Origin of the sequence: Leifsonia sp. McL0607 (genome assembly GCF_049993355.1) — a bacterium.
Taxonomy (GTDB): Bacteria; Actinomycetota; Actinomycetes; order Actinomycetales; family Microbacteriaceae; genus Leifsonia.
This window is the reverse complement of sequence record NZ_CP188253.1, coordinates 3,689,018-3,705,306: the sequence shown is the minus strand read 5'-3', so window position 1 is coordinate 3,705,306 and position 16,289 is coordinate 3,689,018. Positions and strand designations below refer to the sequence as shown.

Annotated in this window: 14 protein-coding genes and 1 pseudogene; 13 read left to right on the top strand and 2 right to left on the bottom strand. The window is 69.2% G+C overall.

Going from position 1 to position 16,289, the window contains the following annotated elements; all coding sequences use genetic code 11:
* Window positions 1–23: 23 nt before the first annotated feature.
* The 10 genes and pseudogenes from murC (at window position 24) to dnaE (ending at window position 11,611) form a co-directional block, all read left to right on the top strand.
* The gene (gene murC, locus ACPPVW_RS17780) at window positions 24–1,436 is read left to right on the top strand and encodes a UDP-N-acetylmuramate--L-alanine ligase (RefSeq protein ID WP_426624387.1); all 1,413 of its coding nucleotides are present in this window, start codon (window positions 24–26) and stop codon (window positions 1,434–1,436) included.
* Window positions 1,437–1,441: 5 nt separating this feature from the next.
* Window positions 1,442–2,473, top strand: a complete 1,032-nt coding sequence (locus tag ACPPVW_RS17775; RefSeq protein WP_426624386.1) for an FtsQ-type POTRA domain-containing protein — start codon at window positions 1,442–1,444, stop codon at window positions 2,471–2,473.
* 143 nt (window positions 2,474–2,616) lie between these two features.
* Window positions 2,617–3,795: a cell division protein FtsZ gene (gene ftsZ, locus ACPPVW_RS17770; protein WP_426624385.1), complete on the top strand. Its 1,179-nt coding sequence runs from the start codon at window positions 2,617–2,619 to the stop codon at window positions 3,793–3,795.
* On the top strand, window positions 3,761–4,462 hold the full coding sequence (locus ACPPVW_RS17765) for a YggS family pyridoxal phosphate-dependent enzyme (protein ID WP_426624384.1): 702 nt from the start codon (window positions 3,761–3,763) through the stop codon (window positions 4,460–4,462). Before ftsZ ends, ACPPVW_RS17765 begins: the two co-directional genes overlap by 35 nt.
* A gap of 68 nt (window positions 4,463–4,530) precedes the next feature.
* Complete coding sequence (locus ACPPVW_RS17760; RefSeq protein WP_426624383.1) at window positions 4,531–5,046, top strand: cell division protein SepF; 516 nt, start codon at window positions 4,531–4,533, stop codon at window positions 5,044–5,046.
* 75 nt (window positions 5,047–5,121) lie between these two features.
* On the top strand, window positions 5,122–5,418 hold the full coding sequence (locus tag ACPPVW_RS17755) for a YggT family protein (RefSeq protein WP_426624382.1): 297 nt from the start codon (window positions 5,122–5,124) through the stop codon (window positions 5,416–5,418).
* A gap of 163 nt (window positions 5,419–5,581) precedes the next feature.
* Window positions 5,582–6,415: a DivIVA domain-containing protein gene (locus tag ACPPVW_RS17750; RefSeq protein WP_426624381.1), complete on the top strand. Its 834-nt coding sequence runs from the start codon at window positions 5,582–5,584 to the stop codon at window positions 6,413–6,415.
* A gap of 31 nt (window positions 6,416–6,446) precedes the next feature.
* On the top strand, window positions 6,447–7,076 hold the full coding sequence (lspA, locus tag ACPPVW_RS17745) for a signal peptidase II (RefSeq protein WP_426624380.1): 630 nt from the start codon (window positions 6,447–6,449) through the stop codon (window positions 7,074–7,076).
* Window positions 7,076–7,993: an RluA family pseudouridine synthase gene (locus ACPPVW_RS17740; RefSeq protein ID WP_426624379.1), complete on the top strand. Its 918-nt coding sequence runs from the start codon at window positions 7,076–7,078 to the stop codon at window positions 7,991–7,993. Before lspA ends, ACPPVW_RS17740 begins: the two co-directional genes overlap by 1 nt.
* 148 nt (window positions 7,994–8,141) lie before the next feature.
* Window positions 8,142–11,611, top strand: a pseudogene (dnaE, locus tag ACPPVW_RS17735) (DNA polymerase III subunit alpha).
* Between the two features lie 73 nt (window positions 11,612–11,684).
* Here dnaE and ACPPVW_RS17730 read toward each other — a convergent pair.
* The gene (locus ACPPVW_RS17730; protein ID WP_426624378.1) at window positions 11,685–12,188 is read right to left on the bottom strand and encodes a flavin reductase family protein; all 504 of its coding nucleotides are present in this window, start codon (window positions 12,186–12,188) and stop codon (window positions 11,685–11,687) included.
* Between the two features lie 76 nt (window positions 12,189–12,264).
* Between ACPPVW_RS17730 and hisD the strand changes: the two genes are divergently transcribed.
* The 3 genes from hisD (at window position 12,265) to ACPPVW_RS17715 (ending at window position 15,392) form a co-directional block, all read left to right on the top strand.
* Window positions 12,265–13,569, top strand: coding sequence for a histidinol dehydrogenase (hisD, locus tag ACPPVW_RS17725; RefSeq protein ID WP_426624377.1), 1,305 nt, complete (start codon window positions 12,265–12,267; stop codon window positions 13,567–13,569).
* A 108-nt stretch (window positions 13,570–13,677) separates the two neighbouring features.
* Window positions 13,678–14,151 (top strand): transcriptional regulator NrdR, encoded by a 474-nt coding sequence (gene nrdR, locus ACPPVW_RS17720; protein ID WP_426624376.1) that lies wholly within the window; start codon window positions 13,678–13,680, stop codon window positions 14,149–14,151.
* Window positions 14,152–14,348: 197 nt separating this feature from the next.
* Window positions 14,349–15,392 carry a quinone-dependent dihydroorotate dehydrogenase gene (locus ACPPVW_RS17715; RefSeq protein WP_426624375.1) on the top strand — a complete coding sequence of 348 codons (1,044 nt, stop codon included), beginning with the start codon at window positions 14,349–14,351 and terminating at the stop codon, window positions 15,390–15,392.
* Here the strand turns inward: ACPPVW_RS17715 and ACPPVW_RS17710 are convergent.
* The gene (locus ACPPVW_RS17710; RefSeq protein ID WP_426624374.1) at window positions 15,360–16,289 is read right to left on the bottom strand and encodes an RNase H family protein; all 930 of its coding nucleotides are present in this window, start codon (window positions 16,287–16,289) and stop codon (window positions 15,360–15,362) included. The two genes, ACPPVW_RS17715 and ACPPVW_RS17710, sit on opposite strands and share 33 nt — an antisense overlap.

Here is a 16,289-nt window from a genome sequence, read left to right as displayed (position 1 = left end):
CTCGCGGACCGAAAGCAGCACCTGTGACGATCAAACCCGACCTCGACGCCACCATCCCCGACGACCTGGGCAATCTGCACTTCGTCGGCATCGGCGGTTCGGGAATGAGCGGCATCGCACGCCTCTTCCTGGAGTCCGGGCACACGGTGACCGGGTCGGACGTGCGGCATTCGTCGAACATCGACGCACTGCGCGCGCTAGGCGCCACCATCGCGATCGGCCACGACGCGGCGAACGTCGGCGATGCCGACACGCTCGTGGTGACCGGGGCGCTGTGGCAGGACAACCCGGAGTACCAGCTGGCGCTCGAGAAGGGCCTCCCGGTGCTTCACCGGTCGCAGGCGCTCGCCTGGCTGATCAACCGCAAGCGGCTCGTCGCCGTCGCCGGCGCGCACGGCAAGACCACCTCGACGGGCATGATCGTCACCGGCCTGCTCGGCCTCGGCGAAGACCCCAGCTTCGTGAACGGCGGCGTGATCGCCTCGCTCGGCAAGAGCTCGCAGGCGGGGAGCAGTGAGCTGTTCGTCGCCGAGGCCGACGAGTCGGACGGCTCGTTCCTGCTCTACGACACGGCCGTCGCTCTGATCACCAACGTCGACCCCGACCACCTCGACCACTACGGCTCGCTCGAGGCGTTCGAGGACGCCTTCGTGACCTTCGCCCAGGAGGCGGACGAGTTCGTCGTCGTGTCGTCCGACGACGCCGGCGCGACGCACGTCCACCGACGGCTGCGCGAGGTCGCGCCGCAGAAGCGGATCGTCACCTTCGGGGAGGCCGAGGACGCCGATGTGCGCGTGCACTCGATCGTCACCGATGGTGCTGTCGCGTTCTCGCTGAGCTTCCAGGGCCAGGAGTACTCGGCCCGGCTGCGCGTGCCGGGCCGCCACAACGCCATCAACGCGGGGGGCGCGTTCGCGGTCCTCACCGGTCTCGGATTCGAGCCGGCCGCGTCGCTGGCCGCCATCGCGGAGTTCGGCGGAACCGAGCGCCGCTTCGAGCTGCACGGCACCGTCGGCGGGGTCAGCGTGTACGACGACTATGCGCACCACCCCACCGAGGTGGCCGCCGCGCTGTCCGCCGCACGGACGGTCGTGGGCGACGGACGCATCATCGCCGTGCACCAGCCGCACCTCTACAGCCGCACCCGGCTGTTCGCCCGCGAGTTCGCCGAGACGCTGGAGACGTATGCGGACGAGACCGTCGTGCTCGACGTCTACGGCGCCCGCGAAGACCCGGAGCCGGGAGTGACGGGCGCCCTCGTCGCCGAGCGCTTCGCGCATCCCGAGCACGTCGCCTTCATCGCCGACTGGCAGGCAGCCGCCGACCACACGGCCGACATCGCCCGCGAAGGCGACTTCGTCATCACGCTCGGCTGCGGTGACGTGTACCGCATCGTCCCGCAGCTCCTCGACTCGCTCCGTCGCGTCCGGGAGTAGCAGCGGTGAAGCGTCCCCAGGGTTTCGACCGGGCCGCCGCGCCTCGGGCGGGCATGCCGGACGCTCCGGCCTCCGCGGCGCCCGAACGCCCGTCGGCGCAGGAGCGTCCCTCGGCGGTCGGCACGGTGACGCAGCCCATCCCTATTGTCCGGAAGGACGCACCGACGGCACCGGCGGTATCGCGCGAGCCGGAACGGGAGACGCCGGAGGCCGTCCGCACCGCGCCGCGATCGGCCGAGCCGTCGTTCGGGCGCGTCCCGAGCAACCGCGAGATCGCGCGCGCACTGCGAACGGCCCGTGCCGAGCGCAAGCGCGTCGAACGCGGCGAGGTGCGGAGGTTCACGAAGCGCTCGCGGCACCGGCGGATGCTCTGGCTGGGCGCGGCCGGCGTGGTCGTCGCCCTGGTGCTCGGGGTCGTCCTGGTGGGGCTCTCCCCGCTGCTGGCCTTGCGCCACGTGGAGGTCGTGGGAGCGTCCCGGCTCGACCCCGCGGCGATCGCAAAGAAGCTCGGGGACCAGGTGGGCAAGCCGCTCGCCCTGCTCGACCAGGCCGAGATCTCCAGCGATCTCGCGGGGTTCCCGCTCATCCGCAGCTATGCGCTCGAGAGCCATCCGCCGGACACCCTGGTGGTGCGGATCGTCGAGCGCCAGCCGATCGGGGTGGTGCAGCAGGGGTCGGCGTTCGTGTTGGTCGACGAGGCCAAGGTCCCGATCTCGTCGAGCGCGGCCCGGCCGGCCGATTTCCCGCTGATCTCCGCCGCCGGCGCGGCGGCGGACGCGAACGCGGACTCCGGGTTCGCGGCGGCAGCGGCCGTGCTCGCGTCCTTGCCGACCGACGTGCGCGGGCGCGTCGACACGATCTCGGCGAAGACCAAAGACGACGTGTCGTTCACGCTGCGCGGCAGCGGCGCGACTGTCGTCTGGGGGAGCGCGGAGGACTCCGAGCTCAAGGCGGCAGACCTCGCGGCGCTCTTGAAGGGCGCGCCGGACGCGCACCGTTTCGACGTCTCGTCACCGCACAGCGTGACGACGGGATGACCGGGTTGGAGGCCGACTTTGCCGACACGCCTGGAAACAGCGACGCCAGGAGGCTGAGCGCCCCTACCGTCGAATAGAGAATTGCATACTCAGCATAACTTTAAGCCTCGAGTTGAGGTTGAAGGTTCCCGTGGAGGCCGGACGTGACAGCAAACCAGAACTACCTCGCCGTGATCAAGGTCGTCGGCATCGGCGGCGGCGGCGTGAACGCCGTCAACCGCATGATCGAGCTCGGCCTGCGCGGCGTCGAGTTCATCGCCATCAACACGGACGCGCAGGCGCTGCTCATGAGCGACGCCGATGTGAAGCTCGACGTGGGCCGTGAGATCACCCGCGGCCTCGGCGCCGGAGCAGACCCCGAGGTCGGCCGCCGTGCGGCGGAAGACCACGCGGAGGAGATCGAGGAGGCCCTCGCCGGCGCCGACATGGTCTTCGTCACCGCGGGCGAGGGCGGCGGCACCGGAACGGGCGGCGCGCCCGTGGTCGCGCGCATCGCGAAGTCGATCGGCGCTCTCACCATCGGCGTCGTCACCAAGCCGTTCTCCTTCGAGGGCAAGCGTCGCCAGCAGCAGGCCGAGTCCGGCGTCCAGCGCCTCAAAGAAGAGGTCGACACCCTCATCGTCGTCCCGAACGACCGGCTGCTCGAGATCAGCGACCGCGGCATCAGCATGCTGGAGGCGTTCTCCACCGCCGACCAGGTACTCCTCGCCGGTGTCCAGGGGATCACCGACCTCATCACCACCCCCGGCCTCATCAACCTCGACTTCGCCGACGTCAAGTCCGTGATGCAGGGCGCCGGATCGGCGCTCATGGGCATCGGCTCGTCGCGCGGCGCAGACCGGGCCATCAAGGCCGCGGAGCTGGCGGTCGCCTCGCCGCTGCTGGAGGCCTCCATCGACGGCGCCCACGGCGTGCTGCTCTCCATCCAGGGTGGATCGAACCTCGGCATCTTCGAGATCAACGACGCGGCCCGCCTGGTGCAGGAGGCCGTGCACCCGGAGGCCAACATCATCTTCGGTGCGGTCATCGACGACACTCTCGGCGACGAGGTCCGCGTCACGGTCATCGCGGCGGGGTTCGACGGCGGCGAGCCGAAGACGGTGCAGGCCTCCGCCGACGCGCGCCGCACGACGTTCGTCGAATCGGGACCCGAAGAGACGGCGAGCACGGCCTCCACGACCCAGGAGGCCCCGGCGCCGGAGGCCGCCACCGGCGAAGCCTGGCACGCGACCGGCGAGACCCCGGTCACCGAGACGGCCCAGAAGGACCCGGCGTTCGACGACGAGAATGACGACCTCGACATCCCCGACTTCCTCAAGTAGCCCGCTCGCCGAGCGGCTGGCGGCGGTCCGCGGCGACATCGCCGATGCCGCCCGAGCCGCTGGCCGCGCGCCGGAAGAGCTGACGACGATCGTCGTGACGAAGTTCCACCCCGCCTCGCTCGTGCGCGAGCTCGCCGCGCTCGGTGTGGAGGACGTGGGGGAGAACCGCCACCAGGAAGCACAGGAGAAGGCGGCTGAACTCGCCGACCTGGGGCTGCGCTGGCATTTCGTCGGGCAGCTGCAGAGCAAGAAAGCGCGCCAGGTGCGTCGCTACGCCCAGGTGATCCACTCGATCGACCGCTCCTCCCTCGTGGACGCCCTGGCCTCGGACGAGGGCGTGGTCGATGGGTTCGTGCAGCTCAACCTCACCGAGGATCCCGCGCGCGGCGGCGTCGCCGACCGCGACCTCGAAGGGCTCGTCGAACGCGTCCTCGAGACGCCCGGATTGCGGCTGCTCGGCGTCATGGCCGTAGCGCCGCTCGACGAGGAGCCGGCCCGGGCTTTCGAGCGGGTGCGGCTGGCGAGCGAACGCGTACGCAGGCTCGCGCCCGACGCGACCGCCATCTCGGCGGGGATGTCTCAGGACTACCGGCAAGCGATCGCTGCCGGCGCGACACACCTTAGGATCGGCACCGCCATTACCGGGAATCGGCCAACCCTTCGTTAATCTCGAAAAGAGAAGGTTCATACAGTGCGCGCGAGGCGTCGGCGCACCGGTCTACACGGAGGAAGCGCATGGCCAACCCGCTGAAGAAGACGATGGTCTACCTGGGCCTCGCCGACGAGGAGCTGGAGTTCGACGACCAGCCTCAGGAACAGGCACAGCACCAGCCGCGTCGTGAGCATCCCGCGCCTGCGCCGCTCCAGCCCGTCCCGCACCCCGCTCCGGTCGCCCCTGTGGCCGGCCGCGCTCCGGTCACACCGCTGCGCAAATCGTCCATCGCACGGAATGCTTCGGTACAGGAAATGAACGAGATCCTCACAGTCCACCCCCGCCAGTACCGCGACGCGCAGGCGATCGCCGAGTCCTTCCGCGAGGGCATCCCGGTGATCATCAACCTCTCGCAGATGAGCGAGAGCGACGCGCGCCGCCTCATCGACTTCGCGAGCGGCCTCTCCCAGGGGCTGTACGGCAAGATCGAGCGGGTGACTCCTAAGGTGTTTCTGCTGTCTCCGTCGCACGTCGTGGTCTCCGGAGAGCACGGCGGACAGGACGCAGATGTCGACGCCTCCTTCTTCGCGCAGGCCTGACCGCCTCCGTGTGAAAGCGCACCGTCCTGCTGGACGGTGCGCTTTCGTGCATTCTCGGTCGTTCATACTGGAAGCGTGCTTGTCGTCTCGATCATCGCGAACGCCCTCTACTACGTCCTCCTGATCTACTTCTTCGTGCTCTGGGCGCGGTTCGTGCTCGACTTGGTGCGTACGTTCGCGCGGCAATGGCGCCCGCGGGGCTTTGGGCTGGTGCTCGCCGAGTCCACCTACGTGGTCACCGACCCGCCGATCCGCTTCTTCCGTCGGATCATCCCGCCGCTGTCGATGGGACCCGTCGCCATCGACTTCGGCTGGAGCCTCACCATGCTCGTCGTCATCATCGGGCTATACGTGACCCTGAGTTTCACCTGACCTCCTCCCGAGAGTCGATGTCGGAACACGACGCGCACGCGTTGTAATGTGGTCGAGGCCGACGCACCACGGGTGCGGCGAAGTGCGCTCCGGCAGTGCACTTTGCTAGCGTTGGCTGAACGCACTCAATGTTCGTCTTTTTCATGATCTAAGGTGGCTTGCCATGGCGCTGACTCCGGAAGATGTAGTCAACAAGCGGTTCCAACCGACGAAGTTCCGTGAGGGCTACGACCAGGACGAGGTCGACGACTTCCTCGACGAGGTCGTCGTCGAACTGCGTCGGATGACTCAGGAGAACGAGGAGCTCAAACAGCGCCTCGTGGCGGCGGACTCGCGGATCGCCGAGCTGCAGCGCAGCGCAGGCTCCGCCCCGGCTCCTGCCATGGCCGCTCCGGCCGCCGACAACGGCGAGGTGCAGCGCCTCCAGCAGGAGAACGACGACCTCAAGCAGCGCCTGGCAACCGCGCAGCGCGAGGCCGAGGCCGCACGGCAGCAGGCGTCCGCCGCGCCGGCGGCCGCCGTTGCGGGCGCTGGCGGGTTCGCCGCCGGTGCGACCGACGCGAACGACCCGAACGCGACCAACAACCTCCTCCAGCTCGCGCGGCGCCTCCATGAGGAGCACGTGCGCGAGGGCGTCGAGAAGCGCGACGCGCTCATCGCGGAGGGGCATGCCACCGCCGCCCGCATCGTCGCCGAGGCGGAGTCCAAGCAGCGTGCGCAGATCAGCGCCCTCGACCAGGAGCGCACGGGGCTGGAGCGTCGCATCGACGAGCTCCGCACCTTCGAGCGCGACTACCGTCAGGGCCTGAAGGGCTACATCGAGGGCCAGCTGCGCGACCTCGACAGCCAGCCCGTCGCCGCGCCGTCCGGATTCGGCCAGGGCCGTCCGGCTCAGGGCGCCGGCAGCGTCCCGACTCCGGTCCCCGCCGGCTCGGGCGACACGAACAGCCAGGACCAGGGCGCACAGCCCCCGATCTTCCCCGGCTTTGGAGGCTAGTCCTTCCAGGACCAAGGCCAGCATCAGGGCCTTGGCGATCCTGGCCGTGGTCGCGCTCTGCGTGTACCTCGTCGACCAGATCGCCAAGGTCCTGGTCGTGTCGCACCTCTACGAGGGCCAGCAGATCGAGGTCCTCGGACAGCTCCTCCAGTTCCACTTCGTCAAGAACCCGGGCGCCGCCTTCTCGATCGGCAGCGGTTCGACCTGGATCTTCTCCATCGTCGGTGTCGGCGTGCTCGGCTTCGTCATCTGGTACGCGCCGCGCATCCGCTCGACCGCGTGGGCGGTCCTGTTCGGACTCCTCCTCGGGGGCCTGCTCGGCAACCTGACGGACCGGCTCTTCCGCGAGCCGGGCTTCGGAGTCGGCCATGTCGTCGACTTCCTGCAGATCCCTCTGCTCCCCGCCATCTTCAACCTCGCAGACGTCGCCATCGTCTCGAGCATGGCGCTGTTCCTCATCCTCACGCTGCGCGGCATCGGCCTGGACGGCCGGCGTTCGGGCGATGACGACGACATCGAGCCCGACGCGGCCTACGAGGCCGCCGACGACCGTGCGGACGCCGACGCCACCGCGCAGTCCGCCGAGGCCGCCCGCATCGACAGGGCGGACCGCGTCGCCGAGGCCGACCGCGTCGACGAGCCCGGCACACCGCAGGTCTGATGGAGTCGCGCAGTTTCCCCATTCCCGATGGACTCGACGGGTCGCGCGTAGACGCGGGCCTGGCCAAGCTCCTCGGCTTCTCGCGCAGCTTCGCCGCCGAGATCGCGGAGGCCGGCGGCGTCACGGTCGACGGACGCGAAGCCGACAAGTCCGATCGCCTGACGGCCGGCACCTGGCTCGAGGTGAGTTGGCAGCCGCGCCGGGAAGCGCGCATCGTGCCGATCGCCGTCCCCGAGCTGACGATCGTGCACGACGACGACGACATCGTCGTGATCGACAAGCCCGTCGGCGTCGCGGCGCACCCCTCCGTCGGCTGGGAGGGCCCCACCGTGCTGGGGGCTCTGGCCGCCGCGGGCTTCCGCATCTCGACGTCCGGGGCCGCCGAACGCGCCGGCATCGTGCACCGCCTCGACGCGGGCACCAGCGGACTCATGGTCGTGGCCAAGTCGGAGCACGCCTACACGGTGCTGAAGCGCGCCTTCCACGACCGCACGGTCGAGAAGATCTACCACGCCGTCGTCCAGGGCCACCCCGACCCGCTCACCGGCACCATCGATGCGCCGATCGGGCGGCACCCGCGGTCGGACTGGAAGTTCGCGGTCATCGCCGGCGGCAAGCCGTCCGTCACGCACTACGAGACGATCGAGGCGTTCCCGGCGGCGAGCCTCCTCGAGATCCACCTGGAGACCGGGCGCACGCATCAGATCCGCGTGCACATGGCCGCGCAGCGGCATCCCTGCGTGGGCGACACCATGTACGGCGCCGATCCCGCGCTGTCGGCGCGGCTGGGGCTCACCCGGCAGTGGCTTAGCGCGGTGAAGCTCGCGTTCGATCACCCGGCGACGGGGGAGTGGGTGACGTTCACCACCGGCTACCCGGACGACCTCCAGCACGCCCTCGAAATACTTCGCGCGTGATCGGTCCGTTCTTTTTTGGTCCTCGGTCGGCGTAGCGATTTGACCAGAAGCGCCCTGAGCGGTTGGCTTTCCTTAAGCCCTCGACCCGGAGCGAAAAGTGCCCTCGACCGACTCCTTCGTCCACCTCCACGTCCACAGCGAGTACTCCATGCTCGACGGGGCCGCACGCGTCAAACCGCTCATCGACGCCGCCGTCGAACAGCGCATGCCGGCCGTGGCGATCACCGACCACGGCAACATGTTCGGAGCCTTCGACTTCTGGCGCACGGCGACGGACGCCGGGATCAAGCCGATCATCGGCACCGAGGCGTACCTCACGCCGGGCACGCACCGCACCGACAAGACCCGCATCCGCTGGGGCGACGGCGGCGGTGACGATGTCTCCGGCTCAGGCGCCTACACGCACATGACCATGCTCGCCGCGACCACCGAGGGGATGCACAACCTCTTCCGGCTGTCGTCGCGGGCCTCCCGCGAGGGCTACTACTTCAAGCCGCGCATGGACCGCGAGCTGCTCAGCACGTACGCCAAGGGCGTCATCGCCACCACCGGGTGCCCGTCCGGCGAGGTGCAGACCCGGCTCCGCCTCGGCCAGTACGAGAAGGCGAAGAAGGCGGCGGCGGAGTTCCGGGACATCTTCGGCAAAGAGAACTTCTTCGCCGAGATCATGGATCACGGTCTCGGCATCGAGCGCCGGATCATGAGCGACCTGATCCGGTTGGCAAAGAGCTCGGCATTCCGCTGGTGGCCACCAACGACCTCCACTACACGCACGCGGCCGACGCCAAGAGCCACGCCGCGCTGCTGTGCGTGCAGTCCGGGTCCACGCTCGACGATCCCAACCGGTTCAAGTTCGACGCCGACGAGTTCTACCTCAAGACGCCGGAGGAGATGCGCCAGCTGTTCCGCGACCACCCCGACGCCTGCGACAACACTCTGGCGATCGCCGAACGGGTCGACGTCACGTTCGACACCTCAGCCAACTACATGCCGCGCTTCCCCGTGCCGGAGGGCGAGAACGAGCAGAGCTGGTTCGTCAAGGAGGTCGAGAAGGGCCTCGAGCAGCGCTACCCGAACGGCATCACGCCCGAGGTGCGCAAGCAGGCCGACTACGAGATCGGCGTGATCTCGCAGATGGGCTTCCCCGGCTACTTCCTCGTCGTCGCCGACTTCATCAACTGGTCGAAGCGCAACGGCATCCGCGTCGGCCCGGGCCGCGGTTCGGGCGCCGGCTCGATGGCCGCTTACGCCATGCGCATCACCGACCTCGACCCACTGCAGCACGGGCTCATCTTCGAGCGCTTCCTCAACCCGGACCGCGTCTCCATGCCCGACTTCGACGTCGACTTCGACGACCGCCGCCGCGGCGAGGTCATCAAGTACGTGACCGAGAAGTACGGCGAGGAGCGCGTCGCGCAAATCGTCACCTACGGCACCATCAAGGCCAAGCAGGCGCTGAAAGACTCCGGGCGCGTCCTCGGCTTCCCGTTCTCGATGGGCGAGAAGCTCACGAAGGCGATGCCGCCGCCCGTCATGGGCAAGGACATCCCGCTGACCGGGATCTTCGACAAGGAGCACCCGCGCTACAAGGAGGCCGTCGACATCCGCTCCGTCGTGGAGTCGGATCCCGAGGCCAAGACCGTTTTCGACACGGCGCTCGGGCTCGAGAACCTCAAGCGGCAGTGGGGTGTGCACGCGGCAGGCGTCATCATGTCGTCCGATCCGCTCATCGACGTCATCCCGATCATGAAGCGCGAGCAGGACGGCCAGATCGTCACGCAGTTCGACTATCCGGCCTGCGAGTCGCTCGGTCTGATCAAGATGGACTTCCTGGGCCTGCGCAACCTGACGATCATCAACGACGCGCTCGACAACATCCGCGACAACCGCGGCGTGGACCTCGTCCTGGAGGATCTCGAGCTCGACGACAGGCCGGCCTACGAACTGCTGTCTCGAGGCGACACTCTCGGCGTGTTCCAGCTCGACGGTGGGCCGATGCGGTCTCTGCTGCGCTTGATGAAGCCCGACAACTTCGAGGACATCTCGGCACTGATCGCGCTGTACCGTCCGGGCCCGATGGGCGCGAACTCGCACACCAACTACGCCCTGCGCAAGAACGGCCTGCAAGACATCACGCCGATCCATCCGGAGCTCGCCGAGCCCCTGGCGGACATCCTCTCCACCAGTTACGGCCTGATCATCTATCAGGAGCAGGTCATGGCGATCGCGCAGAAGGTCGCGGGCTTCTCGCTCGGACAGGCCGACATCCTGCGTCGTGCGATGGGCAAGAAGAAGAAGTCCGAGCTGGACAAGCAGTTCGAGGGCTTCTCTCAGGGCATGGTCGATCGCGGCTACTCGATGGAGGCCGTCGGCAAGCTGTGGGAGATCCTCCTGCCGTTCTCCGACTATGCGTTCAACAAAGCGCACTCGGCCGCCTACGGCGTCATCTCGTACTGGACGGCCTACCTCAAGGCGCACTACCCCGCGGAGTACATGGCCGCGTTGCTCACCAGCGTCGGCGACTCCAAAGACAAGATGGCCCTCTATCTCAACGAGTGCCGTCGCATGGGCATCAAGGTGCTGCCGCCGGACGTGAACGAGTCGAACCTCTACTTCGCTGCCGTCGGCGAGGACATCCGGTTCGGCATGGGCGCCGTGCGCAACGTCGGCGCGAACGTCGTCGAGGGCGTCCGGGAGGCTCGGGAAGGCAAGGGGCGCTTCGAGTCGTTCCACGACTTCTTATCCAAGGTCCCCATCCACGCCGCGAACAAGCGGACTGTGGAGTCGCTCATCAAGGCAGGCGCGTTCGACTCGCTCGGCCACACACGCCGGGCTCTCGTCGAGGTGCACGAAGACGCGGTGGAGTCTGCCGTCAAGATCAAGCGCAACGAGGCCAACGGCGACGTCGGCTTCGACTTCGACAGCCTCTGGGAGGCCGACGAGCCGGGGCAGGCGCAGCACAACATCCCGGACCGGCCGGAGTGGGGCAAGCGCGACAAGCTCGCGTTCGAGCGCGACATGCTCGGCCTGTATGTCTCCGACCACCCGTTGGCGGGACTCGAGCTGCAGCTCGCGAAGATGGCGAGCACCTCGATCGCGGACCTGGTCGGCTCGGACAGTATCCAGGATGGTGAGACGGTCGTGATCGCCGGTCTGGTGACGAGCGTGCAGCACCGTGTGGCGAAGGCGTCGGGCAACCAGTACGGCATGATCACCGTCGAGGACTTCGGCGGCGAGATGACCGTGATGTTCATGGGCAAGGCATACCAGGAGTTCTCGCCGTTGCTGACGGCGGACTCGATCGTCGTCGTGCGTGGACGGGTGAGCCTGCGCGACGACGGGATGAACCTGCACGCGTTCAGTCTGATGAACCCAGACCTCGGCCCGATCGAAGACAGCAGCCCGCTGCAGATCACCATGCTCGACCGCCGCGCCACACCGGATTTGGTGACGCGCCTCGGTGAGACGTTCTCGCGGCATCCGGGCGAGAACGAAGTGCGCATCCGCCTGATCACCGGCGACCGCATCCGCGTGCTCGGCGTGCCGACCTCGGTCAAGGTCTCTCCGGATCTCTACGGCGAGCTGAAGGGCCTGCTCGGCCCGAACTGCCTGGTCTAGCCCGAGCTCATTTGCGCCGAATGTCGCTTCTCCCGCCGCCGAACGCGACTTTCGGCGCAAAAGTGGGGCCTGTTCAGTCGAGCTCGCTGGGCCGGTGGTAGCGGCGCTCGTGGTAGAGCAGCGGCTCGTCCGGTTCGCCGAGCTCGCCCTGCTCGATCTGGACGACGATCACAGCACTGTTGTGCACCGCGAACCGCTCGACGATGCGACCGACCATCCACGACGTGACGCCGTTGATGACAGGGAGGCCATACGGCCCCCGATGCCAGTGGTCACCGAGGAAGCGGCGCGAATTGTCCGCCGAGAGGATCTCGGCGACGCCCTTGTTGCGGACGCCGAGCATATGAATGACGACCCGGTCGGTCTCGAGGATCGCAGGCCAGCTCGACGCCGAGAGCGCCATGTTGAACGTCGCCAGCGGGGGGACGGCGGCAAGCGACGCGAGCGATGTGGCGGTGAAGCCGACCGGGCTCCCGTCCGCCGTCTGGGCGGTCACGATCGCCACCCCGGCGGCGTGTCGGCGGAAGGCCTGGCGGAACGCGGAGAGGTCGGAAGTGCGGTCGGTCGCATCGTTCATACAGGTTAAGAAGCACCGTTCAGCGTGGGGGAATTCCCGAAGCGTGGAGGTCGGGAGCGGATAGGCTGGGACGGCCATGATGAACACCATCGATCTCCGCGGCGTCCAGCCTACCCGCGCCGCCTTCGAGCGACTCGTCCCTCGTCCCGTCGTCGACGTCCAGGTCGCTATGCACGTGGCCGGCGAGCTGATCGACGACGTCCGTGCCCGGGGTGCTGCCGCACTCGCCGAGCAGGCTGAGAAGTTCGACGGCGGGGCTCCCGCGTCGATCCGCGTCCCCGCGTCCGAGATCGCCGCCGCTGTCGCCGCACTCGCGCCGGAGGTGCGGGCGGCACTGGAGGAGGCGATCGTGCGAGTGCGCCAGGCGACCGCAGCGCAAGTGCCGCCGGCGGCCGAGACCCGCATCGGTCCGGGCGCGACGATCGCACAGCGTTGGCAGCCGGTCGAGCGCGCCGGCCTCTACGTGCCGGGCGGCAAGGCGGTGTACCCGTCGAGCGTCGTCATGAACGCCGTTCCCGCCCAGGTCGCAGGCGTCACGTCCGTCGCCCTGGCGAGCCCGCCGCAGCGCGACTTCGGCGGCGCGGTCCACCCGGCCATCCTCGGTGCCGCCGGCCTGCTGGGCATCGACGAGGTCTACGCGATGGGCGGTGCCGGAGCGATCGGCGCGCTCGCGTTCGGCGTCGAAGGCATCGGCCTCGACCCGGTCCAGGTCATCACCGGCCCCGGCAACATCTACGTCGCAGCGGCCAAGCGCCTCGTACGCGGCCAGACGGGCATCGACTCGGAGGCCGGCACCACCGAGATCCTGGTGATCGCCGACGACTCCGCCGACGCCCGGTACGTCGCCGCCGACCTGATCAGCCAGGCGGAGCACGACGAAGCCGCGGCCTCCTTGCTCGTCACCGACAGCCCCGGCTTCGCCGCCCGCGTGTCCGCGGAGCTCGAGGAGCTCACTGGCGCCACCAAGCACGCCGCGCGCGTGCGCACGGCGCTCCGGGGCCAGCAGTCGGCGATCGTGCTCGTCGACGACCTCGCCGCCGCCGCCGCGTTCAGCAACGCCTACGGGCCGGAGCACCTCGAGCTGCAGACTGCCGCCCCGGATGCCGTGCTCGCGCTCATCCAGAACGCCGGCGCGATCTTCGTCGGCCCGACCGCGCCGGTTAGCCTCGGCGACTACCTCGCCGGCTCCAACCACGTGCTCCCGACCGGCGGCCAGGCCCGGTTCTCGCCCGGTCTCGGCGCGTACTCCTTCCTCCGGCCGCAGCAGGTCGTCCGCTACGACCGCGAGGCGCTGCGCACGGTCGCCGAGCGGATCGTCGCGCTCTCCTCGGTGGAGGACCTCCCTGCGCACGGCGAAGCGGTGACGATCCGCTTCGAGTGAGGGACGTCGGTTGCACGCTCTTGACCTCGGTCGCAGGCTCCCTCGGCGCTGGGGTCGCGGCATCGCTCCGCGCTGCCCTAAGCTCCACCGCGCGGTAGGATTTCTCTCATGTTCTGCCCATTCTGCCGCCACCCTGACTCCCGTGTCATCGACTCGCGCACGAGCGATGACGGGCTCTCGATCCGGCGTCGTCGGCAGTGCCCGGAGTGCGGCCGGCGGTTCTCGACCACCGAGACCGCGAGCCTCAGCGTCATCAAGCGCAGCGGTGTGGTCGAGCCGTTCAGCCGCGAGAAGATCGTGCTCGGCGTCCGCAAGGCCTGCCAGGGCCGCCCGGTGACCGACTCCGACCTCGCGGTGCTGGCCCAGAAGGTGGAGGAGACCATCCGCTCGACCGGCGCCTCCCAGATCGAGGCCAACGACATCGGCCTCGCCATCCTCCCCGAGCTGCGCCAGCTCGACGAGGTCGCCTACCTCCGTTTCGCGAGCGTCTACCAGGCCTTCGACTCGCTCGACGACTTCGAAGAGGCCATCCGGCAGCTGCGCATCGAGCACCGCGGCGAACCGGTCGACGTCGAGGCCTGACGGGTCGAGACGAGGAGTCCGGTCGTAGGCTGTGAGCTCTGTCGTAGGCTTCCACCTCGGTCGCAGGCTCCCTCGGCGCTGGGGTCGTGGCATCGCTCCTCGGTGCCCCTGAGCTTCACCGCGCGGCGCTGGGGTCGCGGCATCGCTTGGCGTTCCTTCTGAGCTCGGCCGTGCGCAGCGGCTATTCTCGTACCGGCATGTATCGCACACTCTTCTCCCTCGTCCTGTCGAAGCTCGATCCGGAGCGCGCGCACCACCTCGCCTTCCTGGTGATCCGCGCCCTCCCCGCCCTCGGGCTGGGCGGGCTGGTCCGCCGGTTCACCGCGCCCGACCCGTCGCTCGCCGTCGAGGCGCTCGGGCTGCGGTTCGCGTCGCCCTTCGGCGTCGCCGCCGGGTTCGACAAAGACGGCGAGGCCGTGATCGGGCTCGGCGACCTCGGGTTCGGGCACGTCGAGGTCGGCACCATCACCGCACTCGCCCAGCCGGGGAACGACCGGCCGCGGCTCTTCCGGCTGATCCCGGACCGCGCGGTGATCAACCGGATGGGCTTTAACAACCGTGGGGCCGGTGACGCGGCCAACCGCCTCCTGAAGGTGCGCCGCGCTCGGCAGCGGCCGGTGCTCGGGGTGAACATCGGCAAGAGCCGCGTCGTCGCGGTCGAGGATGCGACGCAGGATTACCTGACGAGCGCACGCGCTCTCGCGCCGGTCGCCGACTACCTCGTGGTGAACGTCAGCTCGCCGAACACTCCGGGTCTGCGCGGCCTCCAGGAGCTCGAGCTGCTGGCCCCTCTCCTGAGCGCCGTGAAGGAGGTCGCCGGCGCGACTCCGCTCCTGGTGAAGATCGCCCCCGACCTGACCGACGAGCAGGTGGAGAAGATCGCCGGCCTCACCGTCGAGCTGGGGCTCGCCGGCATCATCGCGACGAACACGACCATCTCGCGCGAAGGCCTATCGACCGATCCGGCCGTGGTAGAGGCCGCCGGAGCCGGCGGTCTCTCGGGTGCTCCGCTGGCCGCCCGGTCGCTCGAGGTGCTCCGGCTCATCCGGGCGCACGTACCCCCTGAGCTGTGCGTCATCTCCGTCGGTGGAGTGGAGACCGCGGAGGACGTGCAGCGCCGACTCGACGCGGGAGCCACGCTCGTGCAGGGCTACACCGCGTTCCTCTACGTCGGCCCGCTCTGGGCCCGGCAGATCAACCGGGGGCTGTTACGCCTCCGGCGTGCCCTGGTGGAAGCGTAGGCGCCAGCGCCCGCCGCTGCGCAGCCACAGCGAGCTGCGCAGGCTGGCTCCACGCTCGTCGACCGTTCGCGCGGTGAGCAGGATGACGTCGGAGCCGAGTCGCTCGGTGCCCAGCACGGCGATCTCGGCGGCGGGCGCATCCTCTTCGGCCAGGGCCTCCACGATCGCGTCGCGCCCCCAGAGTCGGCCCGACCGGCCGATCTCCTCGAACTCGGGGTGCAGCAGCGCGGCGACGCGCGACGCGTCGGCGCGGACGGACGGCTCGATGAGCTCTCGCTCAAGGCGCGCCACGACCTCTTCGTCGGTCTCCGACATGGTCAGGAGGTCGTCGAAGAGGTCGAGCTCGACGCTCGCGGCGGTGGTGGGGGGAGTGGTCGCAGCCGCCTCCGCCTGAGCGGGACGGGCGAGCGCAGGCTCGGGCTCGTGGACCGCGGCACCGGGCCAGCCGGGGCCGATCGGGATGGCGTCGTCGTCGCGGTACGCCGTGGCGACCGCTCGCGCGCGCTGATCGGCGGCCTCGTTGAGGTCGTGGCCGGCGTGGCCCTTGACCCACTCGAACGTGTAGCTGCGGCCGTGCAGCGCGCGGTCGAGACGTTCGAGGAGCTCGCGGTTGAGGACGGGGGAGCCGTCGGACTTGCGCCACCCCTTGCGCTTCCAGCCCGGCATCCACTTGGTCACCGAATTGATCACGTACTGGCTGTCGCACAGGATGCGCAGGTCGTCGTCGACGTGGGCGGTGGACTCCAGGAGGTCGATGACCGCCATGAGCTCGCCCATGTTGTTCGTGCCGTGCGGCCAGCCTCCCGCCGACCAGTGGTCGTCGTCGACGTACCAGGCCCAGCCGGCCGGGCCGGGGTTACCGAGGGCGGAGCCGTCCGCCGCTGCGACGATCGTCAC